The 22,162-nt window shown below is 54.5% G+C and carries 19 protein-coding genes; all 19 read left to right on the top strand.

The window, feature by feature from the left end; genetic code table 11:
* The first annotated feature begins 7 nt into the window (after positions 1-7).
* The 19 genes from FMM72_RS03165 (at position 8) to FMM72_RS03075 (ending at position 22,159) form a co-directional block, all read left to right on the top strand.
* Entirely contained in the window at positions 8-856 is an 849-nt protein-coding gene (locus FMM72_RS03165; RefSeq protein WP_162220559.1) for an NAD-dependent epimerase/dehydratase family protein, read from the top strand.
* On the top strand, positions 835-1,869 hold the full coding sequence (gene rfbG / locus FMM72_RS03160; RefSeq protein ID WP_162220558.1) for a CDP-glucose 4,6-dehydratase: 1,035 nt from the start codon (positions 835-837) through the stop codon (positions 1,867-1,869). Before FMM72_RS03165 ends, rfbG begins: the two co-directional genes overlap by 22 nt.
* Before the next feature lie 19 nt (positions 1,870-1,888).
* On the top strand, positions 1,889-2,686 hold the full coding sequence (locus FMM72_RS03155) for a transketolase (RefSeq protein ID WP_160210560.1): 798 nt from the start codon (positions 1,889-1,891) through the stop codon (positions 2,684-2,686).
* On the top strand, positions 2,683-3,603 hold the full coding sequence (locus FMM72_RS03150) for a transketolase family protein (RefSeq protein ID WP_160210562.1): 921 nt from the start codon (positions 2,683-2,685) through the stop codon (positions 3,601-3,603). The genes FMM72_RS03155 and FMM72_RS03150 overlap by 4 nt, the downstream gene beginning before the upstream one ends.
* Positions 3,600-4,505 (top strand): NAD-dependent epimerase/dehydratase family protein, encoded by a 906-nt coding sequence (locus FMM72_RS03145; protein WP_162220557.1) that lies wholly within the window; start codon positions 3,600-3,602, stop codon positions 4,503-4,505. The genes FMM72_RS03150 and FMM72_RS03145 overlap by 4 nt, the downstream gene beginning before the upstream one ends.
* Entirely contained in the window at positions 4,502-5,644 is a 1,143-nt protein-coding gene (gene glf, locus FMM72_RS03140; protein WP_162220556.1) for a UDP-galactopyranose mutase, read from the top strand. The genes FMM72_RS03145 and glf overlap by 4 nt, the downstream gene beginning before the upstream one ends.
* An 18-nt stretch (positions 5,645-5,662) precedes the next feature.
* Positions 5,663-7,270, top strand: coding sequence for a glycosyltransferase family 2 protein (locus FMM72_RS03135; protein WP_162220555.1), 1,608 nt, complete (start codon positions 5,663-5,665; stop codon positions 7,268-7,270).
* Positions 7,271-7,284: 14 nt separating this feature from the next.
* On the top strand, positions 7,285-8,298 hold the full coding sequence (locus tag FMM72_RS03130) for a glycosyltransferase family 2 protein (RefSeq protein WP_160210567.1): 1,014 nt from the start codon (positions 7,285-7,287) through the stop codon (positions 8,296-8,298).
* A 30-nt stretch (positions 8,299-8,328) separates the two neighbouring features.
* A complete protein-coding gene (locus FMM72_RS03125; protein ID WP_160210568.1) occupies positions 8,329-9,516 on the top strand; it encodes a radical SAM protein in 1,188 nt (395 codons plus the stop codon).
* Positions 9,513-11,675, top strand: coding sequence for a hypothetical protein (locus tag FMM72_RS17115; protein WP_243157703.1), 2,163 nt, complete (start codon positions 9,513-9,515; stop codon positions 11,673-11,675). Before FMM72_RS03125 ends, FMM72_RS17115 begins: the two co-directional genes overlap by 4 nt.
* Before the next feature lie 147 nt (positions 11,676-11,822).
* Positions 11,823-12,938 (top strand): DUF1919 domain-containing protein, encoded by a 1,116-nt coding sequence (locus FMM72_RS03115; protein WP_162220554.1) that lies wholly within the window; start codon positions 11,823-11,825, stop codon positions 12,936-12,938.
* 13 nt (positions 12,939-12,951) lie between these two features.
* On the top strand, positions 12,952-13,470 hold the full coding sequence (locus FMM72_RS03110; RefSeq protein WP_160210573.1) for an adenylyl-sulfate kinase: 519 nt from the start codon (positions 12,952-12,954) through the stop codon (positions 13,468-13,470).
* Positions 13,471-13,489: 19 nt separating this feature from the next.
* Complete coding sequence (locus FMM72_RS03105) at positions 13,490-15,163, top strand: nucleoside-diphosphate sugar epimerase/dehydratase (RefSeq protein ID WP_162220553.1); 1,674 nt, start codon at positions 13,490-13,492, stop codon at positions 15,161-15,163.
* 25 nt (positions 15,164-15,188) lie between these two features.
* Positions 15,189-16,865 carry a sulfotransferase gene (locus FMM72_RS03100; RefSeq protein ID WP_162220552.1) on the top strand — a complete coding sequence of 559 codons (1,677 nt, stop codon included), beginning with the start codon at positions 15,189-15,191 and terminating at the stop codon, positions 16,863-16,865.
* Between the two features lie 23 nt (positions 16,866-16,888).
* Positions 16,889-17,641 (top strand): class I SAM-dependent methyltransferase, encoded by a 753-nt coding sequence (locus FMM72_RS03095; RefSeq protein WP_160210577.1) that lies wholly within the window; start codon positions 16,889-16,891, stop codon positions 17,639-17,641.
* A gap of 4 nt (positions 17,642-17,645) precedes the next feature.
* Positions 17,646-19,976: a PEP-utilizing enzyme gene (locus FMM72_RS03090; protein ID WP_180322867.1), complete on the top strand. Its 2,331-nt coding sequence runs from the start codon at positions 17,646-17,648 to the stop codon at positions 19,974-19,976.
* Between the two features lie 11 nt (positions 19,977-19,987).
* The gene (locus FMM72_RS03085) at positions 19,988-20,596 is read left to right on the top strand and encodes a gamma-glutamyl-gamma-aminobutyrate hydrolase family protein (RefSeq protein WP_162220551.1); all 609 of its coding nucleotides are present in this window, start codon (positions 19,988-19,990) and stop codon (positions 20,594-20,596) included.
* Positions 20,593-21,342: an NTP transferase domain-containing protein gene (locus FMM72_RS03080; RefSeq protein WP_162220550.1), complete on the top strand. Its 750-nt coding sequence runs from the start codon at positions 20,593-20,595 to the stop codon at positions 21,340-21,342. Before FMM72_RS03085 ends, FMM72_RS03080 begins: the two co-directional genes overlap by 4 nt.
* Complete coding sequence (locus tag FMM72_RS03075; RefSeq protein WP_162220549.1) at positions 21,335-22,159, top strand: PHP domain-containing protein; 825 nt, start codon at positions 21,335-21,337, stop codon at positions 22,157-22,159. Before FMM72_RS03080 ends, FMM72_RS03075 begins: the two co-directional genes overlap by 8 nt.
* The last annotated feature ends 3 nt before the right edge of the window (positions 22,160-22,162 follow it).

Here is a 22,162-nt window from a genome sequence, read left to right as displayed (position 1 = left end):
GAACGATTTGAAGGAAACGGTATTGGTTACAGGCGCAAACGGCTTTATTGGGCGCTATGTCGTCGGGCTTCTGGAATGCGATTATACGGTCGTCAAGGTTGAAACGGATATCTTTGCGCTTGACTGGGACGCTTATCTCAGGGATATCCGCCCCGATTATCTGATTCATCTTGCCTGGGTGACGGGAGAGGGTTATCAGGACGCGCCGGAAAACGTTTTGTGGGTGCAGAAAAGCATCGAGCTTTACCGCGCATTTTTCGCGCAGGGAGGCAGGCGGGCTGTTTTTGTCGGGACGGAGCAGGAATACCAGCGCAGCGACGCCCCGCTCGATGAGAACGCGCCGCTAAAGCCGGGGTCGCTCTATGCGGAGTGCAAGGCGGATCTCGGGCGTATCCTGCTCAAGGACAGTGCTGTACGCAAAAACGGCTTTGTCTGGTGCCGGTTGTTTTTCGTCTATGGCGGCGGTGAAAAGCCGCGCAGGCTCATGCCGTCGCTGCTGCGCGGCTTTTTAGGCGGGGAACGGCCCGTCTGCTCCTATGAGGGCTATGTGCGCGATTATCTTTATGTCAAGGACGTAGCGGCCGCGCTTCGCGCCTGTCTGCTTTCAGATTACATGGGGGCAGTCAATGTCGCTGGCGGCGCGCGCACGACCATCGGAGAGATCGCGCGGACGGCCGCCGCCGTATGCGGCGGCGGACAGGCCGCGCATAAGCCGCTTGAGGCGTGCGGTGGACAGCCGATGTGCGTGCAGGCGGACGTTTCGCGCCTGCGCTCCCTCGGCTGGTCCCCGCGCTATACCCTGGAAACGGGCCTGCGCGAGCAGGCGCGTGAGCTGTGCGGGCAGGTGCGGCCATGACGCCGCAGTTCTGGCGCGGCCGGCGCGTGCTTGTCACAGGGCACACGGGCTTTAAAGGAACCTGGCTGTGCAAGTGGCTCGACCTGCTGGGCGCGCGTGTATTGGGATTTTCCCTGCCTCCGGATGGCTACAGCCTGTATCCGTCGGCCGGGTTTTCGCAGCTTCATGAGAGCGTGTACGGCGATGTGGCCGACTGGCAGGCGTTTCATGCGGCGTACCGCGCCTTTGAACCGGAAATTGTGTTCCATCTGGCCGCCCAGGCCATTGTGGGGGAGGCGGCAAAGCATCCCCGCGAGACGTTTTTGTCGAACGCGATGGGCGCGGTCAATGTGCTTGAGTGTATACGCGCGTCCGATACAGCGCGCGCGGCTGTGATTGTCACCAGCGATAAGGTTTATGAGAACAATGAAACAGGCGAGGCCTTTTTGGAGGATGCGCGTCTTGGCGGCGACGAGCCGTATGCGGCCAGCAAGAGCTGCCAGGAGCTTGCAGCCGGCGCATACCGGCGCATCTACTTTGCGCCGCGCGGCGTGGGCGTTGCAACGGCGCGGGCAAGCAATGTCTACTGCGGCGGCGACCTGCATTACGACCGTTTGATCCCGCATCTGATCCGCGCTGCGCTTGCCGGACAGCCGGCGCAGCTGCGCAGTCCGGACGCGGTGCGCCCGTGGCAGTATCTTCCCGATCTGCTGCGGGGATATCTGACGTTGGCCGAACGTCTTTATGAGGAACCGGCGCGTTTTAGCCAGGCGTGGAATTTTGGGCCGCCTTCCAGCGAGCTTTATACTGTCGGCGATATCGCGCGCATGATCGGCGGACAAACGGCTCTGCCGGGCGAGCGGCGCTTTTCGGAGGCGGGGCTTTTACGGATTGATTCGGAAAAAAGCCGCCGGCTGCTCGGCTGGGCGCCGCGCACGGCGCTGCCGGAGGGGCTGCGGCGCACGATAGAATTTTACCATAATCTGGACGCAGGCGCGTCCGCTGGCGTTTTGATGGCCAGGGAGCTTGAATAATGGAATGGAGGGACCAGGATTGGACCAGAAACAAATTGACGCGTGCAGGGCGCTTTCAAAGAGCATCCGCCGCGATGTGCTGAAAATGACATGGGAGCATAAAGCGGCGTTTATCGGGACTTCCTTTTCCTGCGCGGACATTCTGGGCGTCCTTTACGGCGGCTTTTATCATCAGGATGACGATTTGATGATTATGAGCAAGGGGCACGGCGCAAGCGCCTGGTACGCGGCGCTCGCCGAGGCCGGTGCGTTTGACCGCGAGCGCCTGTTTAAGGAGTTCAACGTGAGCGGTTTTCATATGGGGGTGCACCCCAAACGGGGAAGCCTGCCAGGCATCCGCACTTCGACTGGTTCCCTCGGCCACGGGCTTGGCCTGGCGGCCGGCGCGGCGCTGGCCAAAAAGGCGAATAACAAATCTGGACGCGTCTATGTGATTCTGGGGGACGGCGAATGCAACGAGGGTTCCGTCTGGGAAGGCTTTCTCTTTGCACACCGTTTTGGGCTCGGCAATCTGACGGCGGTCATCGACCGCAACCGCCTGCAATCATATGCGCACGACGATAAGGTGCTCGATATGGGCGATCTGAACGAAAAGCTGCTTGCCATGGGTTGGGACAGCGTTTCGGTGGACGGGCACGATCATGCCGCTCTGTGGGAGGCGTTCGCGCGCGCTGCGCAGGGCAGGCCGATGGCGATCGTCGCCAATACCGTCAAGGGAAAAGGCGTTTCCCTGTTTGAGGACAAGGTGCTCTGGCATTATAAATGGCCGGAGGACGAGCATTACGAGCAGGCGCTGAAGGAGTTGGAACAGGCATGAGAAACGCATTTGTCAACACGCTGATAGAATGTGCGAGGCAGGACCCTGCGGTGGCGCTTTTGATGGCGGAGGTCGGATTCTCCGTTGTGGAGCCGTTTGAGAAGGAATTTCCCTCGCGTTTTTATAATACGGGCATCGCGGAACAAAACCTTGTGCTGACGGCTGCGGGCATGGCGCTGGAGGGGATGCGCCCGGTGGCCTATTCGATGTCGGCCTTTCTGGCGTCGCGCGCGTTCGAGCTGATTAAGGTCAGTGTGTGCTATCAGGATTTGCCGGTCGTGCTGGCCAGTATCGGGACAGGGCTTTCCTACAGCGAACTTGGCGCGACGCATCATGCGACCGAGGAAAGCGCCCTGATGCGTGCGCTGCCGAATTTGAACGTATTTTTCCCGGCGGATGGGGCAGAGCTTTCCGGGGCGCTGCGGTTCGCGCTGCGCGCGGAGCACCCGAGCTATATCAGCTTTCCGAAGCTGCCGGACAAGCCGCTACCAGCGCATCCGTTTGAGATGGGGAAGGCTGTCCGCTACTGCGACGGCGGCGACGGCGCCGTACTTGCGATCGGCCACAGCGTCGTGGAGGCGCTCGCGGCCGCGCAGGCGCTTGAACAGCAGGGAATTCGGCTTTCGGTATATGGATTCCACACCGTCAAGCCGTTTGACCGCGGCGCGGTGCTTGAGGCATGTGCGACAGGCAGCCTGTTTGTCGTTGACGAACATCAGCAGTGCGCGGGCATGGCGGGCGAGGCGGCAAAGGCCGTTCTGGAAGGCGGGAAGACGCTGCGCCATTTCTGTGATTATTCCATTCCCGACTGTTTTTCCGACCATGTGGCGCGCTATGCACAAATGCAGGAACAGTACGGCCTGTCGGCCGCGCGCCTTGCGCGGCGTATCAGTGAAACGCTTGGAGGCGGGCGATGAAGCGTCTGCTCGTCACCGGCGCAAGCGGCCTTTTGGGCCGTGCGTTGCTGCCGCGTCTGCTTGACGCCGGATACGAGGTGCACGCCGTCACGACGGATGCGTCACGCCTTGCTTTCGCGCCCGGCGCGCAGGCGCAGACGGCCGACCTGCTTGACGGCGCGGCCTGCCGCGCCGTTGTGGAACGTGTGCGTCCCGAAGCTCTTGTGCATCTCGCATGGGATCAGAAGGATGCCGGTTTTCGTAACGCACCGGCCAACCTGGACTGGCTCTCTGTCAGCGTCAATCTGCTGCGGGCTTTTTATGATTGCGGCGGGAAACGGTTTTTGTTCGCCGGGACAAGCTCAGAATACGACGGCCGCAGCGGGCGTATGGAGGAGACGGCCGCCGCGCGGCCCGTTTCCATGTACGGACAGTGCAAGCGCGCGTTCTCCGAGACGCTCCAGGCATTCGCCGAACGGTATGGCGTCAGCGCGGTGATCGCGCGCTATTTCACAATCTACGGGGAACACGACGGTCATGGGTTCGGCGCGATCCCGGCGGCCACCGCCGATTTTCTGGCGGGGCGTCCGGTCGTCTGCCGAGCGCCGAACACGCTGCGCGATTATATCTATGTCGGTGACGCGGCGGCCGCGACGCTGTCGCTTTTGGAAAGCGAACTCTGCGGCGCGGTCAATGTCGCCTCCGGCGTGCCGCGTTCCATGCGCGAGGTGTTTACCGCGCTTGCCCGCGCCGCGGACGCGCTGCCGCTGCTCTCCTTTGAAAACGAGGACCGGCCCGGCGACATTCTTGTCGCAGATACGGACCGGCTCAACCGGGAGCTTGGCTTTACCTGCCGTATGGACTTTGAGGAAGGGCTGCGGCGCACAGTGGCCTGGCGCAGAAAACAGGGGGGACATTCTTGAAGTATGATCTGATTGTCGCGGGTTGTGGTTTTTCCGGCGCAGTCATCGCCCATCTGGCGGCCAAACGTGGAGACAGGGTGCTTTTGGTGGAAAAACGCGGCCACATCGCCGGCAATATGTACGACTATGTGAACGGGGCGGGCATCCTGGTCCAGAAGTACGGCCCGCATTCCCTGCATACGAACCATGCGCGCGTGCGCGCTTTTTTGTCCGGCCTGTGGGAGTGGGAGCCGTTTGTCCTGCGCGCCCGCGCGATGATTCACGGCCGGGCTACGCCGTCCCCCTTCAATCTGAAAACGATCGACGATTATTACGCGCCCGACAGGGCCATGCAGCTTAAAGAGCGCCTGAAAGCCGTTTACGGCAATGCGAAAAAGACGACGATTGTCGAGCTGCTTGAATCGCCCGACCCGGTTATCCGGGAATACGCGCAGTTTTTGTTTGAGGAGGACTACCGGCCATATACGGCCAAGCAGTGGGGGATCGCGCCGGAAACGCTTGACGTAAGCGTTTTAAAGCGCGTGCCGGTGCGGCTCGACTACACGGATGCGTATTTTGACGACGATTGGCAGGTGCTACCGAAAAAAAGCTTTACCGCTTTTTTTGAACACCTGCTTGATTTGCCGGGGATCGAACTGCGTCTTGGTACAAATATACTCGATCACCTCTCGCTTGACAGCCAATCAGGCGCGCTTTCCTTTGACAGCGAGACGGTCGGCGTCCCCGTCGTATATACAGGCCCGCTCGACGAACTGTTCGGCTGCTGCTATGGCAGCCTGCCGTACCGTTCGCTGCGGTTTGAGTGGAAAACGCTGGAGACGGACAGTTTTCAGGAAACGCCCGGCGTCGCCCATCCAAAGGCGGAGGGCTTCACGCGCATCACGGAATATACAAAGCAGCCGCCGCAGGATGGGCATGGCCGTACAACGATCGCGGTGGAGTACCCCGCGCCCTATCAGCCGGGCGGAGAGGCGTACTATCCGATTTTGACCGAACAATCGCAGCAATTGGCGGCGCGTTACCGCGCGCTTGCCAAACGTTTTTCGCATCTGCATCTGTGCGGCAGGCTGGCGGATTTTAAATATTACAACATGGATGAGGCGGTTTTGCGCGCGCTTGAGCTGTTTGAAATGCTTTAAAGATAGTTGGGGGAAAGAATGGATAAACCAAAGGTAACGTTTTTGATGCTGGCCTACAATAAGGAAAACGAGGTGGAACGCGCGATTAAAAGCGTGTTGGGGCAGACGGAGCAAAATGTCGCGCTGTTTATCCGTGACAACGGCTCCACCGACCGCACATGCGATATCTGCCGCGAATATGCCGAAAAGGACACGCGTGTACGCCTTGTACGCAACGAGGTTAACTGCCGAAAGGATGGCGGCGGCTCATTCAACGATGGTTGTGTCACGCGCTATTGGACCCCGTTGCCTGACGATATAGTTGGCGAATATATTTCCATCATCGATTCGGACGATTATCTGGAGCCGGATTTTGTTGAGAAGCTCTATGCCGCCGCGAAGGCCATCAATGCTGAGATTGCGGTCAGCGGCAGCGTTTTTTTTGATGAAAACAGCGTAGTGTTCAATAAACGGTTGCCGCCGCCTGTACGTACAAGGAAACTTTCGCGCGACAGCGAGGTGTTCCGTTCAAATCTGCCGGCGATATATAATACGTTTCGTACCTGGTGGGGCAAGCTGTTCCGGGCGGATTTTTTCATGAAGCATTATGATGAGGCATGGAGCACCATTTCAGGCAGCGAATACTGGTGGGGCGCGTTTGATACGCTGATCATGCTGCGTTACCTGGTACACTGCGAGTCCATTGTCAGCTTGGAGCAGCCGCTTTATAACTTTTTTTTGCTGCGCTCCTCTACCTATGCCAATCGCCCGGTTGGTTGGGTACGTTCTTTGGAGGCGGAGGCGCTCTATCATGCGAGCAACCGCCTGCTTGACCATTTTCATGCGCATACGCGTGAAAATGACCTGTTGTTACTGTCCCTTAACTGGGGATATCTTTATGAGGCGCTTGTTGCGGTTCAGGGATATGTTAAATGGTCCGGCGTCACACCATGCAGGCTGCTGGCTGGGATCGCCAGTGTTATCAATTGTCCTATTCTCAAATATTATATCCGAGGCAACGAAGCTATGATTTGGAAGGTTGTGCAGCAACAGGTTGAGACAGCCTGCCGCGCCAGACCGAATGATTTGATGGTATTTACATCCTATCTGGCGCGTCTGCTCTATCTGAAAAAGCTTCTTGACAGCGATCCGGACAGTGTGCTTGCGCCACCGCTGTTGATCAGTTGTTTATTCGATGCGGAAAATTCTAATCATCTGGGTCTTGGCTTTATAGATCTGATAAAGCGCCGTACCAAGGGATGGGATGGGATTATGGAAACAGAAAACCCATCAATGATCCAGCAAAGACGCCTGTATCCCCAAAACCTATGGATGCAGTCACGTATCAGCATATGTTCCTTAGACGACACAGAGCAAGTCAAGGCGCTGGAGTCGCAGTTGGCAGCGTGTATGGACTCGGAGGATTATGAACAGGCGTGTGCGCTTTTGGATGAGCTTTCATGTAAAAGCCCATTTAACAGGACAGCCATGTTTTGCAGGATTCAGTTGGCAGCGCTGACAGAGGATGCGGAGCTCGCTTCGGTACTGGCCTGCACAGCAAAGGTTCTGTGGCCGCTCGATCCACAGATGCAGCAGCTCTGCTGGGGCGTGCTTGATATGTATACGCAGGATTTACAGGCAGAATAAGGGAGGCGCGGACAATGATGATCAATGATGTGGAGGTCACGTCTTTGGTAAGCGTGATTGTCCCTATTTATAATCAGGAGCGGTATTTGGAGCAGTGTGTGAGCTCGCTGCTGCATCAGACATATCCATATCTGGAAATTATTTTGGTCAATAACGGAAGCAAGGACCGCAGCGGCGCCATCTGCAAAAAGTTTGCGCAGCAGGACCAGCGTGTACGTGTGCTGGAGATCAAAGAAAATCTTTCGGCCGGGAACGGCCGCAACACCGGACTCGATGCGGCGACAGGGGAATACATATCCTTTGTAGACGGCGACGACTGGGTAAAGCCGGAATTTATTGAAAAGCTGCTGCGCGCGCTTTTGGAAAACGACGTTCCAATCGCGCAGGGTTGTTATGAACGGGCCTTTTGGAACAACACGTTTTCGGACACGCTTCCTTATCATCAATTCCGTATCTTCAGCGGACGGGAAATGTGTAAGATCATGAATGAATTCATCGGCATGTGCGGCCCGATGACAATGATGTGGAATAAGCTTTATCGTGCGGAGCTGTTTAAAGACTTCCGTTTTTATGAGGACGTGGCCTATGAGGATATGTACAGCGTTTACAAGCTGTTGTATCCGCTGGAGCGTGTAGCGTTTATTCCGGACAGGATCGCCTATTGGCGACAGCACGGGTCGAGCGGAACGTCCCGGTATTCATACAAGGATTTCTGTATCCATGAAATGTACGCATATGAGGAGCGCGTCCGTTTTTTTGGAGCGCACAATGACAGGGAGCTTTATCGTCTTGCGCTCAAACGCATGTATTATATCGCTACACAGCATTTGTACCTGCAAAGAAGATATGTAAACGATTCCAGGAATGTACAGGATTGGCTGCTTGATAAAATCGCGGATATTTATCGCGAGCTGATGGCAATGGGCGGATGGTCCGCGCGGACACGCAGCAGAATGCGGTTTATCCGCTATTTTCCTGAGCAATTCGGATATTGGAGTCTGCATCATAAGGTCGATTTCCGCATTTAAAGAGATTGCTTTTCAGGAAAGGGTAGGATCATGTCCGATTTTTATACGCATCTTGGCGTGCTGGATCAAACCTGGCTCGATTGCCGCGAGATTGTGGTGTATGGGCTGGGCGTTATGGCGATGAAAAGTATGGAGTCGCTCCGGCGGGACTTTAAAATCCCGTTTGTTATTGACAACGACCTCAAAAAGGCGGGAACCCATTATGCGGGAATCCCGATTCTGACGCTTGAGCAGGCGCGCGAAAAATTGTCCGGCAAAAAAATAGTGATCGCCTCTACGTATGGCGTCAGCCGCGCGATTGCAAAAACGCTGGATACGATTGGGCTTCGGGAAACCGTGGACTACTGCGCTCTGGATCTGTTTGCCGCGGAATGGTATTGGCATAACCGGCGCGAGGTTCATCTCGTTGAGGTGCACACAACGATTACGGAGCAATGCACGTTTAACTGTAAAAACTGCAACATGTTTATGCCGTATTTCGAACATCCGCGCCATCTGTCCGTGCGCGAGCTGACAGATGATTTCGACCTGTTTTTCGCGCGTGTCGACTGGGTATCAGGCTTTGGACTGCTCGGCGGCGAGCCGTTTTTACACCCCGAACTTTATGAAATACTGGCGCATCTGTGCGGCAGATACGCCGGCCGCATTGGGGAGATCAGCATCATAACAAACGGTACGATCGTACCGGATCAGCAGCTCTTGGAGCTGATGGCGCGCCATAATGTGCGCGTCCATATCAGTGATTATTCCAAAGCGGTGCCGTATGCCCAAAAGCAGGCGCAGGTGGTCCGTGCGCTCATAGACAGCGGCGTCGATTACCGCGTCAATGAATCGTTGGTATGGACAGATTTCGGATTCCCCGATCACCCCTGGCATCTCTCAAAGGAACAGGCGGCCGCGCATATGCAGAGCTGCGCGCCTGTTTTCCGCGGGCTGAACAGCGGCCGGCTTTATTTCTGCCATGTGGTATGGGCTGCGCAGCGATGCGGCCTGTATGAGCCGGCTGGGACAGACAGCCTCTCTCTGGCGTCGATTGATCCGTCAAGCGAGGCTGACAGGCGCGCTTTGTTGGAGTACAGCCTTGGCAGCATGGATGGAGGATGCCTTTCCTTCTGCAAATACTGCGGCGGCTGTGGAGGCGATAACCGCAATTTTGTGCAGCCGGCAATTCAGGCGCCGCGCGGCGTTCAAATGCACATTGAGGAGGCCGGGCGGTGAACATTGACGAACGCATTGATCAGGTCAAGGATGTATATTTTCAAAAGCTGCTGCGTCAATTCCGCGCTGCGTTTCTGGAGCATCGGGACAGCCGAATTGTGCTGTACAGCCTGGGGGCCTTTTCGGCGACAGTCATTGAAGTTCTGCGGGACTTCCATTTTGTGGGTCTGATGGACCGCGACCCTGAAAATATAGGAAAAGAATTGTTCGGCCTGCCGGTGCTCAGTCCTGAGCAGGCGGAGCAGCAGGCCGACCTGATTGTGATTAATACAGAGGAAAGCTATTGGCAGACCATCTACCGGCGGATTGCGCATCTGAATATACCAGTCTATTACCGAAACGGTACGCGCGCGCGGCTGGAACAGCGGCCTGATACGGACTGCGCCTACTGGTCACGCAGCAAAGAGGAGCTTGTCGGGCTGATCGACCAGTACGAGGTTGTTTCGTTCGATATCTTTGATACGCTCCTGATGCGCCGGGTGTTGGAGCCACAGGATGTATTTTGCTTAATTGAATATACAATTCGTATAGATTTGGGGCTTGAATTGCCTTTTACAAAGCTGCGGCTCCAGGCGCTTCATGAAGCGGGGCGGACGGCGGATCTCGACGATATCTATCGCGCATTCAGGCGCATCAGCGGACTGCAAGCGGATCAAGTTGAACAGATTAAATTGAAGGAACTGGAAATCGAGCGGCGCGTGTTAATCCCGCGCCGGCCCATAACCGATGTTTTCCGTCATGCTGCCGCAGCCGGAAAACAACTATTTGTATTAAGTGACATGTATTTGCCGGGAAGTTTTGTCCGGGAGGTGCTGGCTGAATGTGGCATCACAGGCGATTATACGCTTTGGATTTCCGCCGAGCAGAAAGCGGAAAAGCGTGATGGAAGCATGTGGACGGCCTACTCAAAAGCGATTCGCGGGAAAAAGGCGCTGCATATCGGTGATGATCCCGTCTGTGACGAGGAGAAACCGCGTGCCGCTGGGATTGATACATATCGGATTTTCAGCGCCGCGGCTATGCTCAAGCACAGTTCGTTTCAGGATTTGTATGCGCATGTATTGACGTTCAACGACACTCTGATCGCTGGTTTAATCGCTGCCCGTCTGTTTGAGGACCCGTTTGCGCTGCACGGTTCCAAAGGACGCGTATGTTTTCATCGCTTTGAAGATTTGGGATACAGCGCATATGGATGCGTACTGTATACGTTTCTTGTCTGGCTGCTTGGGCAAACCTGTGGCAAGGGGCTTGATTTGCTGCTGTTCTTCGCGCGGGACGGATATTTTATGATCAATCTGTATGAGCGGCTGGTGAAGCGCCTTTCATGCGGGCAGGCACCTGAGGGACTTTATTTTATGATTTCACGCCGGCTGGCCGCGGTTGCGGCCATTGAGAATGAGGAGGACTTCCTGGAGGTGGCGCGCCTTCCCTATAATGGGACGTTCGCACAGTATATGCATGTGCGGTTCGGTATCGAGGTGCCTTCCTCCGATCAAAACCGGGAGCGGGTTGTCAATCCGGGTTCGGATTTCGATGCGCTGTGGTCTTGCCTGGCGCCATATATGGATCGCCTGCGCGCGCAAATCCGGACGGAGCGTGACAATTACCGCGCGTACTGCCGGCGGATGCTGGATGGGAAAAATATTGCAATCGTTGACACCTGGTACAATGGAAGCTGTCAATATTACTTGAGCAAGCTTTTAGACAGGCCGATGACCGGCTATTATTTTCTTGCAGACCCGTCGCAGGAGAACAGAAACGCCAGCCGCGGCGGAATGGTTTCCTGCTTTGCAGATCTGCCGGGGGGATGCGGCATCAATCGGAGAAGCCTTCAGTTTGAGAGCGTTTATACCGCGCCGCACGGTATGGTAAAATCATGTGACGAAAACGGGGTCTTTTCCTATGAAGCGCCGGGCGGCAATCAGGCGCGCTTTACAGACAAAGAGCGCATCAATAACGGCGTCCGGATGTTCATGGAGGATATGCTCTCTCTTTTGGGCTGCGGACGGCTGGAGGATGTTCCGCTGTCCTGCGCGTGTTCCGACTGGATCTATGAATCCATTTTTTCGGGCAGTTGTGATTTTTCCCAGGAAATACGGTCCGGTTATGTCAATGAAAATGCCCTTACAAACGCCGATGAATTTCCGATTATGGACTAAAGGCTGTTTTCAGACAAGCCTAAGGACAGCTTCAAAGGAAAACGGCTGTTCATTTAAAATGTCTGAAAACTTTTTGCATGATGCAAAAAAGCACACCGCCTAATGGCGGTGTGTTACCCCCTCTGAATACTGTCGAAGGAGCCAGTTATGCTGCATTTGGAAACCTCTCTTGAAACTTTTTGGGAAACGGTGGCTGTTCAAAAGATGCCGTTGGTTCTTTGGGGCGCCGGCGAACGCGGTGAATTTTATAACAGCCTGCTGCGGCAGGCGGGAATTAACCCTGTATGCTTCGGGGACTCCAATCCACAAAAAACACGCGGAAACGTTTATTTCAAGGGAGTGCCCGTCCTTGGCGCCGCTGAACTTATGGAAAGGTTCAGGCGCGTCAGCATAATGCTGACGGTTAAGCGCGCCGCAGTGGGCGGCGCGCTTAAAACCCTTGACCGCCTGTTTGGCGCGTGGGAGTCGGCGCCGACGGTGTTTTTTCTGGACAACGATTGCGAGACGGCGCAGCATACACGCCTGATGATGTACGCACGGCGCGCGCAGCTCAAGCGGACAGATTTTACAATCCTGGCGAATACCTGTACTGCCGGCGATTGGTATGGGTATCTCAATCTTACGCCCAACACGCCGACCCGGCGGATGATTATTTATCCGAACCATTATTTAAAGCTGCTTTCGGACCCGCGCGGATATTTTTCCCAAAGCCTGGAGCATGTATGCGACGCCATCGTGCCGCGCGAGCCGTTTGGGCGGGTTTATCCGGTCGGAAGGCTTGGCGATGTGGAGCTGCATTTCATTCATGATCACGACTTTGACACGGCGCGCGCCCGTTGGGAAACTGACGTGGCCAGGGTCAACTGGGACAACCTTTTTATTTTGTTTGATGACGCGCATTTTCCGCTGTCCCTTTCGTTGGCCCGCGCATTTGAGGCGCTGCCGTTTGCCAATAAAATTTTTCTGACGCGGTATGCCTATCCCGGGCTTCGCTGCGTATGCCGGTACAATCCGCGTATGCTCTGGCCTGTCGCGCTCAATCATAATGTGTATCTGCGGTATGAACGTTTTGATCTCATCCGTTGGTTAAATGAGGGCGGTCAGGGCAGCGCCTTTGAGCTTGGGTCTGTCATGGACGACCTGCCGCCGGAATATGTTGACTGGCTGTATGACGGGGGAATTGCCATCAATTATGATCTGAACGATTTGATGACGCGTCAGCTTGGCGGTACAGCGGGTGCTTATCCACAGGGATACTGGTGAAAGGGGTATTTTCATGCGGCAAAATATGGGCTGCGTCTATTGGCTGACAGGGCTGTCAGGCGCGGGAAAAACGACGATCGGACGCATCTTGTATAAGCGTCTGTGTGAGAAGCGGGAAGGTGTGGTTTTTCTTGACGGCGACGATCTGCGGGCTGTTTTCGGAAACGACCTGGGTTATACGGCCCAGGACCGAAAAAAGAGCGCCATGCGCAACGCCCGCTTGTGCGGTTTGCTTGCCGGGCAGGGGCTTGCGGTGGTCTGCTGCACCATTTCAATGTTTCACGACGTGCGCGCGCATAATCGGGACAACCTCACCGGGTACCGCGAAATTTATGTGCAGGCGCCAAAGGAGGTTTTGATTGCACGCAATCAAAAGGGGTTATACAGCGGTGTGATGGAGCAGACCACACGCCATGTGGCGGGGATGGATCTTACGGTCGAGGAGCCGGTCAGCCCGGATCTGGTTCTTTATAACGATGGCTCCCGCACGCCAGAGGAATTGGCGGAGCAGATTCTATCGCATTGGCCATAAAGAAGGGGAAGTATCAGCTATGGGAATAACCACACAGTGCAGCAGCGTTTCACAGTTTTACAGAAGCCTGCTTGATATTGTCGAAACCGCCCGGAAACGTGGAGTCGTTTTTTACGGGGCGGGCTTCTGGGGGGAAATAACGTGGCGGATATTCCGTCTGTTTTCCGTAAAACCGCTTTGCTTTTGCGACGATGATCCGGATAAACGGACGCAGCCGCATCCGCTTACACAGGCGCCGGTGCTTGATATCGATGAAGCGGTGAGGCGTTATCCGGACGCGGTTTATCTGGCGACAGTCAGCAATATCGGCGGCAGGGAAGCGCCGCGCTTTCGGATGAATATGGCGTTGCAGGAGCGCGGCGTTCTGTCGGCTTACAGTGGGTTTCATGCAAGCAGGTACACCTTTCTGTTGGAAGAAAACGTGTATTCGCAGTTTAATGCGCCCATCAGGCGGGAGGCCGGTATCTTTCACAAGGAGCATCTTGACAGGATACTTTTCCTGACGCACATGGGAAACAGCGGAATTCTTTATCTGAATCAGCTTTTGGATAATCACCCAAACCTTATTAATATCGCGATGCTGGGGCAGATGGTCGATTTAACGACCCTTTTCGACAACCGGCTCAAATATTTAAGCGGCCGGGAGCTGGCAATGGAAATTACCAGCCAGATGAGTCCATATTTAAAAACCAGCCTGCCGGAGCACGCATTTTTTAAGGCGTCGAGATTGGCGGAAAAATTTTATTTGGATCAGAATGGAAAGCCGGAACAACGTTTATATATCGATGGAGCGATGTTTTTGCGCTTTCTTCTCCAGGAACTGCCGCCTGAACGCACGGTTTCCTATGCAGAGCTAGTCCGCTGTATCTTTGCAGCATATGCCAACGCGGTTGGCAAGCCGTTTGACCCCCAAAAAACATATTGGATGCTGTACGAAATCCATCAGGCCAGCTATGATATCAGTCAATTGAATCACTATATTCGAAACGGAGATTTTGCTGATCATCGGTATTTGTTTATTGTGCGGGAACCTGTACGGCATTTTTACGCCGCTTTTAAGCGCCTGATTGTGCAGGAGAACCCGAAAGACCGGGATTATCATATTCGCAACTCCGTGCTTAAGCTGATTTCCTGTGACCTGGGGCTTATGGCGGAGCAATCGAAAGAATGCCGGGATATGCAGATACGTCTTGTTCGGTTTGAGGATGCGAAACGCAGCCGCCGCCAGACAATGCAGGCAATTTGTGCATGGATAAATATTCCGTATGATGAATGCATGGAAACTGCCACCACCAACGGCATCCCGGTCTATTTTCCCGCCGCTGCACAAGGAGGCGGTGTATATGGAGCGGACAGCATGTCTGCGGTTGAGCCATGCGATTACAGTGATTTATTATCCGAATTCGATGTGTTCCGCCTAAATCTGTTGTTCCAGTATTTTAAGCGGGCGTGTGCTTATCCGGTCGATGTACCGGATTTACAGAGCTTTTCACAGGATTTTATTAAAGAGCTGCTGAGGTACCCGTTTCGCTTTGAGCAAGTGGTCAAACGGCTGCGTGAACAGGATGAAAAGCAGCCAGGGATTCACAGCGATTTGCCGGATTATGCGAGCTGCATACGAGAGCTGCTGCTCTCGTATGCACAGCGAAAGGAGGAACATGTGTATTTCCCATGTATTAATCCGATGAAATGATGTAGATTATCAGGAGGTGACTTTTATGGAGATTAGCATCTCAGGCCCAAAAGATTTTTATTTGAGCATCTATCATATTGCGCAGGAAGCGCGGGAAAAAGGGCTTGTCTTTTATGGCGCAGGCTTTTGGGGAGATCTGTCGGCGCAGATTTTTTCTCTGCTTGGGGTGGAGCCAAGCTGCTTTTGTGATGATGATCCGGAAAAAATCGGTCGTTTTTACAATGACAGGATCCCTATTTTGTCCTTTGAGGAGTCCAAGCGCCGTTTTTCCAACGCGGTTTGGATTGCAACAGTCAATTCCGATACAGTTGACGCGCCCCGCAAACGCCTTAACCGCAAGCTGCGGGAAAACGGGCTGCTCTCGGCAGCCTCGGGGTTCCATCCTGTGCGCTATCTGTATCTTTTGGAGGAAGCGGGCATATTGGAGGCAGTAAAGACGGAGACTGACGAAAGCCCCGACCGTTTCCACGCCCGTGCGCTGCGTAAGCTGGTGATTCTTAACCACATGGCAAACAGCGGCTGCGTCTATTTTGACAACCTGGTGGATGGACATCCTGACCTTTTAAATATTGTTTTGCTCGGTCATTATATCCCATTGCAGGAGGTCTATCAGAAACGGCTTCAGTTTTTGGAGGACGAGCCGCTTGTAGCTGAAGTCGCGAGCCAGATGTCGCCTTATTTGCAAACGCGGTTTCCGGAGAAACTCTATGAAAAGATGTTTTTCCGCGCGGCGCAGCACTATCTGGTAAACGATCAGGGCGAGCCTGAAAACCGCGTGTACCTGCCGGTAAAAGCGTTTGTTCGCCATCTTTCGGCCGAATTGATGGGGAAGGGACGCATTTCATACGCTTATTTGCTCAAGGCCATTTTTGCGGCCTATTACAATACGCTTGGAAGAAAATACGACGCAAGCCGCAACTATTGGATTTTTTATCAGCGTCATAAGGAAAATTACAATATGCAGGAGATTGCCGGCTTGCTTTCTCCGGGTGACTTTGACGCGGTGAAATATATCTTTATCGTTCGTGAGCCGATCCAGCATTTCTTCTCGTGGATGAACCGGTTTGTCCTGCGCGCACCGCATGATACAAGGCTGCTTTTCGGCCGGGCGAACAGCTATCTCAACCGGCTGCGTTGCGGTATGGGTTTGATGCTGCAAAACAGAAGCGGCGTGCCGAAAGACGATGTACGCGTTGTCCGTTTTGAGGATGTGAAACAAAAGCACCGCGGCGTGATGGATGCGTTCTGCCATTGGCTTGGGATTGAATACGACAGCATTCTGGAGCAAACAACCGTCAACGGGATTCAAATTTACTTCCCGGTGGCGGGCAAAACCGGCGCGGTCATCACTGGAAACGATCAGTCAGCTGTGAATAAAAAGGATTATTCGGAGCTGCTCAGTGAATTTGATATCGTGCGGCTGAAAATTGTTTTTCAACAATTTTCACATGCATATCAGTATGCATGTGATGTCCCTGATTTCAGATCGTTTGCAAAGTCGTTTCGGGAGGAACTGTTTGATTATCCGTTCAGATTTGAGCAGACGCTTGATGAGGCCTGCGCCATGGCGTATGCCGTGGAAGGCGATGCACGCGGCGACGAACCGCGTTGTGGGCGGTTGATCAGGCGGTTGTTTTCAGAATATATGGACGGATACGAGGATGTGGAATACTATCCAATACTCGTTCCGGAGGATGTTTAATAAAGTAAAGTGAGGTTTAGCAAATGAAAGTAGAATGGGATTACACAAACTTAGCGCAGGCATACCTGAAACGTCCTGAATATGCACAGGGCGCGATTGACCGGATGGTTGAAACAGCGGGAATGAGCGCCGGAAAGCGTGTGTGCGACGTCGGTGCGGGCGCGGCGCACCTGACGCTGATGCTTGCGCGCAAGGGCTATGAAATCTGTGCTGTGGAGCCAAACGACGCAATGCGTGCAAACGGGATTAAAAAGACGGCGGATTATCCGTCTGTCAAATGGTTTGACGGTGTTGGTGAGCAGACAGGCATGGAAAGCGGGGCGTTTGATCTGGTCACATTCGGATCGTCCTTTAACGTCTGCGATCAGGCCAAGGCCCTGATTGAATCGGATCGCATTTTGAAACCGCACGGCTGGTTTGCCTGCATGTGGAATCACCGCGATTTGACGGATCACCTGCAAGGTGAGATTGAGAAGATCATTACCAAGCATGTGGAAGGGTATTCCTATGGACGCCGCCGCGAGGATCAGACTGAGATTATCCGTCAAAGCGGGCTGTTTTTGGAGCCGGTGTTTATACAGGATTCGGTGACGTTCGATATTCCGGCCGAGGACTTTATCGAGGGCTGGAAGTCGCACGGTACCGTACAGCGCCAGGCGAAGGAACAGTTTGATGCGATCAATGATGAAATCCGAACGCTGGTGCTTTCCCTGCATACGGATACGGTAAAGGTCCCGTACACCACACGGATCTGGATGGCGCAGAAAAAAAAGTAAGGTGATGGCATTGCTCACGTTTCAAACGAAGGCTCAGACGCTGGAGGCGTTGGAGCCTCTGGTGACAAAGAGCCGCGTTTTGCCCCAGCTGCGTTTTACAGTCGATGAGTACCGCGCCGCACGTGCGCAGATCATCAGACGGATGGAGCGATTTGCGGATGACGGGGCGGTAATTGTGCGCTCCAGCGCGCTTTGTGAAGACAGCGCATCGGAATCAAAGGCCGGACAGTTTCTTTCCGTCGCCGACGTATGCGGCGCGCAGGCGCTCGGTGAAGCCGCAGACAGTGTGGCGGATTCATTCACCGACGGCGATGGGCGCAATATCATCTTTGTTCAGCCGATGCTGAAGGATATCCGTTTAAGCGGAGTCGTTTTCACCGCCGACCCGAATACGCTCGGAAATTACTATGTAATCAATTATGATGATTCCACAGGCTCTACATCATCGGTCACATCCGGCGCGGGGGAGGCGCTGCAAACATATTATCTGTTCCATAAAGCCGCGTGCGGCGTGTCAAAGCTGTGCCCGGTGATTGAAGCAGTCCGGGAACTGGAATCGCTGTTTGTAAGCGCGCCGCTCGACGTGGAGTTCGCGGTTGACGGCGGCGGGACGGTTTACATTTTACAGGTGCGTCCGCTGGTGCTGCGCGACGCGCCTGCGGATCTGGGCCAGCAGGCCGAAACGCTCGGCCGCATTTATCAAAAGGTCGAGTTCGGGCAGCGTATCAAGCCGTATCTTCATGGTAAACGCACGATTTATGGCGTCATGCCCGACTGGAATCCTGCGGAAATTATCGGCGTGCGCCCGCGTCCGCTGGCGTTGTCGCTCTATAAACGGCTGGTGACGGACGGTGTTTGGGCGTATCAGCGCAACAATTACGGCTATAAGAATCTGCGCAGCTTTCCGCTCATGATCGATTTTGCGGGATTTCCGTATATTGATACGCGCGTCAGCTTCAACTCGTTTATTCCAAGGGACATTGACGACCGCCTCAGCTCGAAGCTGGCGGACTACTATCTGGACAGCCTGGAGCGTCAGCCATATAAACATGACAAAGTGGAGTTCGACATTATCTTTTCCTGCTATACCTTCGATCTTCCCGAGCGGATTCAGGCGCTGCGCGAATATGGCTTTTCAGATGAGGAGCTTGAGACGGTCAAAGCGTCTCTGCTCGCTCTGACAAACAATATTATCAATACAAAGGACGGCCTTTGGATCTCGGATACAGAGCGCATCAATGCTTTGGAGGATCGCCGCGAGAATATCCTGAAAAGCGGCCTGGATACCGTTTCAAAAATTTACTGGCTGATTGAGGACTGCTGCCGTTACGGGACGCTGCCGTTTGCGGGTCTGGCGCGCGGTGGTTTTATCGCTGTGCTGCTGCTGAAATCGCTTGTGAATATTGGACTGCTCTCTGATGAGGATTACCAGCGGTATATGAACGGCCTGACAACCGTCAGCTCACAGATGATCGCGGATCGCCGGAACCTTTCCAACGAGGCTTTCTTGGCGAAATACGGCCATCTGCGGCCGGGGACGTATGATATTCTGTCGAGCCGTTATGATGAAACGCCGGAGCTTTATTTTTCCGGGGAAGCTGCGCAGCGGCAGGAACCCGTAAAACAAGATTCGCTCCCGTTTTCATTGACGCTGGAACAATACCGCGCGATTCAGGATGCAATGACGCAGCACGGGTTGGAGGGCGACCTGTTGGCGCTGTTCCAATTTATCCGCGCGGGAATCGAGGGGCGGGAATATTCCAAATATGTATTTACCAAAAGCCTTTCCGCCGTCATCGAGCTGACGGCGCGTTTGGGAGCGGAGTACGGTTATTCGCGCGAGGACATGTCCTATCTTGATATTTCGGTGATTGATACGCTCTACAGTTCTGCGGAGGATATCGGGCGCACGCTCGGGGAATCAATCCGGGCGGGCCGCGAAAAGTATGCCCGCACTCTGGGTATTACGCTGCCGCCGGTCATCTGCTATCCGCAGGATGTATATGCATTTTTCCTGCCGACGGGACAGCCCAATTACATAACCCTCAAAAGCGTCAGCGGCCAGGTATGCGGGGGCCGCTTCACAGGTGAACAGATCGCGGGAAAAATTCTGCTGATTGAGGCGGCTGATCCAGGTTACGACTGGATTTTTTCCCATGAAATCGCCGGATTTGTCACAGCATACGGCGGTGCGAATTCCCATCTGGCAATCCGCGCCGGGGAACTTGGCATCCCCGCCGTGATCGGCGTGGGTGAAAAGCTGTTTGCGCGATACAGCGCAGCGCATGTATTGGAGTTGGACTGCGCCAACAAGCAGGTCAAAATTTTGCAGTGAGGGAAACAGGGATGAAACTGATTTTTGTCAGCCAGCGGATCGATGAGGCGGCCGCCTACGCGGAACGGCGCGACGCGCTCGACCAGCGGTGGGCGGTTCTTCTCGAAAAGCTCGGCTGCGCCGCGCTGCCTGTGCCGAACCATCCGAAAACGGTTACGGCATTGCTGGAGCGCGTGCGTCCGGACGGGATTTTACTGACCGGCGGCAATGATCCCGTATTTTGCGGGGGGAACGCGCCGGAGCGCGATGAGACAGACGCGCAGCTCATCCAATACAGCTTGGATCGCAACATTCCGCTGCTCGGGGTCTGCCGGGGGATGCAGTCGATTTTGCTGCATTTTGGCGGCGCGCTTGAACGCATATCCGGCCATGTGGCAGTCAGTCACGACGTTACAGGAACAATCAACCGGACCGTCAACAGCTACCACAACTGGGGCGCCCGGCAGGCGCCTTCAGAGCTAAAAATTCTGGCGCGCGCGGCCGACGGCGTGGTTGAGGCGGTATGTGTAAGGACGCGTCCAATCGCCGGCGTCATGTGGCATCCGGAGCGCGTCTCACCATTTGAGCAGGATGACATACAATTGATAAAGGCCGTTTTTGAACAGGGGGACTCTTTATGAAAGCCATTGTTCTCGCCGCTGGACGCGGCAGCCGTATGGGCGACGGCACGGCGGAAATTCCAAAAGGGATGATGCGTCTGTGGGGACGGCCGCTTTTGGAGATGTGTGTAAAAACGCTTGAGCGCGCGGGCTTTGCGCGGTGCGATATCGGCGTTGTCACCGGCTATCGGAGCGACCGGATTAACCTGGAAGGTGTGCGCCTCTTTCATAACGCCGACTGGGCGCATACGAATATGTTTGTATCCCTGACAAAAGCGCGGGAATGGCTGTGCACTGAACCATGCGTCATCTGTTATTCTGATATTGTCTTTCATGAAAATGCTGTCAGAGGGCTGATGGATTGCGGGCGGGAGCTTGCAATTACCTACTACACCGGATTTTTGGATTTATGGAGGAAACGGTTTTCGAATCCGCTGGAGGATATGGAAACGTTTCGCCTGAACCAGAACGGCACGCTTGCGGAGATCGGTCTGCATCCACAGTCGGAGGATGAGGTTCAGGGGCAGTATATGGGGCTTTTGCGCTTTGAACCGGCTGGCTGGGAAAAAATTGAACAGGCAATTCGCCTGCCGATGAAAAAAAGCGTGGAAAAGCTGGATATGACGACGCTTTTAAATCATTTGATTTCTCTCGGGTATCCCATTTATGCCATTGCAACAGATGAACTGTGGCTTGAGTGCGATAATCAGGAGGATATACAGCTCTATGAGCGGTTGTATCCGGATGGGGGCAAAAAATATGGTTGATCTGCATCTGCATACAACCGCATCGGATGGTCAATATCCACCGGAGCGGGTTGTCCAGATGGCGTATGAGCGCGGCGTCACCTTTCTGGCGGTTACAGACCACGACAGCGTGGACGGCGTCGAAGAAGCGCGCGCCGCCGCCGCGAATTTGGGCGTCGGTTTTGTATCCGGCATTGAAATCAGCACAAAGGGCAATCGGGAATTGCATATGCTTGGATATAAAATCGATCCTGAAAACAAAGAGCTGTGCGATATGTGCGCGACGTTCCGGCGCGACCGCGATGAACGCAAATACCGCATTTTGGACTATTTGCGCGAAAAAGGGATGCCTTTGTCCCTGGAGGAAGTGGAATTGCAGGCTGGAGACGGATTGATCGCACGGCCCCATTTCGCACGGGCGATGGTTAAAGCGGGGTATGTTTCCGACGTGCGTGCGGCCTTTGATCTCTATTTAGGCACGCCGGAGTTTGACCGGATTGAGCGGCCCAAGATTTCGCCCGAGCACGGAATCGCATTGATTCATCGTGCTGGAGGCGTTGCGGTGCTGGCGCATCCAATTCAGTTAAAATTGGAGGACGATGCATTAGACCGCTTTGTAGGTACGCTTGCAGAACAGGGCCTTGACGGCCTGGAATGCTATTACAGCACGCATTCACCGGAACGCAGATCATACTATCTGACGCTTGCCGAAAAATACCATCTATTCGCAACCGGCGGTACTGATTTCCATGGGGAAGCCGTGAAGCCGGATATTGAAATTGGGACAGGGATCAATGGCTCTGTGGCGTTCAATGAGTCCATGAATTTATTTACCTGATAA

Origin of the sequence: Anaerotruncus colihominis (assembly GCF_010206195.1) — a bacterium.
GTDB lineage: Bacteria > Bacillota > Clostridia > Oscillospirales > Ruminococcaceae > Anaerotruncus > Anaerotruncus colihominis_A.
This window is presented reverse-complemented; position numbering and strand designations above follow the sequence as displayed.

Coding starts and splice junctions, on each gene's coding strand:
- FMM72_RS03075 (WP_162220549.1), top strand. CDS start 21,335: ATGGTTGATCTGCATCTGCATACAACCGCATCGGATGGTCAATATCCA.
- FMM72_RS03150 (WP_160210562.1), top strand. CDS start 2,683: ATGAGAAACGCATTTGTCAACACGCTGATAGAATGTGCGAGGCAGGAC.
- FMM72_RS03145 (WP_162220557.1), top strand. CDS start 3,600: ATGAAGCGTCTGCTCGTCACCGGCGCAAGCGGCCTTTTGGGCCGTGCG.
- FMM72_RS03100 (WP_162220552.1), top strand. CDS start 15,189: ATGGAGATTAGCATCTCAGGCCCAAAAGATTTTTATTTGAGCATCTAT.
- FMM72_RS03090 (WP_180322867.1), top strand. CDS start 17,646: ATGGCATTGCTCACGTTTCAAACGAAGGCTCAGACGCTGGAGGCGTTG.
- FMM72_RS03110 (WP_160210573.1), top strand. CDS start 12,952: ATGCGGCAAAATATGGGCTGCGTCTATTGGCTGACAGGGCTGTCAGGC.
- FMM72_RS03080 (WP_162220550.1), top strand. CDS start 20,593: ATGAAAGCCATTGTTCTCGCCGCTGGACGCGGCAGCCGTATGGGCGAC.
- FMM72_RS03130 (WP_160210567.1), top strand. CDS start 7,285: ATGATGATCAATGATGTGGAGGTCACGTCTTTGGTAAGCGTGATTGTC.
- FMM72_RS03135 (WP_162220555.1), top strand. CDS start 5,663: ATGGATAAACCAAAGGTAACGTTTTTGATGCTGGCCTACAATAAGGAA.
- FMM72_RS03125 (WP_160210568.1), top strand. CDS start 8,329: ATGTCCGATTTTTATACGCATCTTGGCGTGCTGGATCAAACCTGGCTC.
- FMM72_RS03105 (WP_162220553.1), top strand. CDS start 13,490: ATGGGAATAACCACACAGTGCAGCAGCGTTTCACAGTTTTACAGAAGC.
- FMM72_RS03095 (WP_160210577.1), top strand. CDS start 16,889: ATGAAAGTAGAATGGGATTACACAAACTTAGCGCAGGCATACCTGAAA.
- FMM72_RS03085 (WP_162220551.1), top strand. CDS start 19,988: ATGAAACTGATTTTTGTCAGCCAGCGGATCGATGAGGCGGCCGCCTAC.
- FMM72_RS03115 (WP_162220554.1), top strand. CDS start 11,823: ATGCTGCATTTGGAAACCTCTCTTGAAACTTTTTGGGAAACGGTGGCT.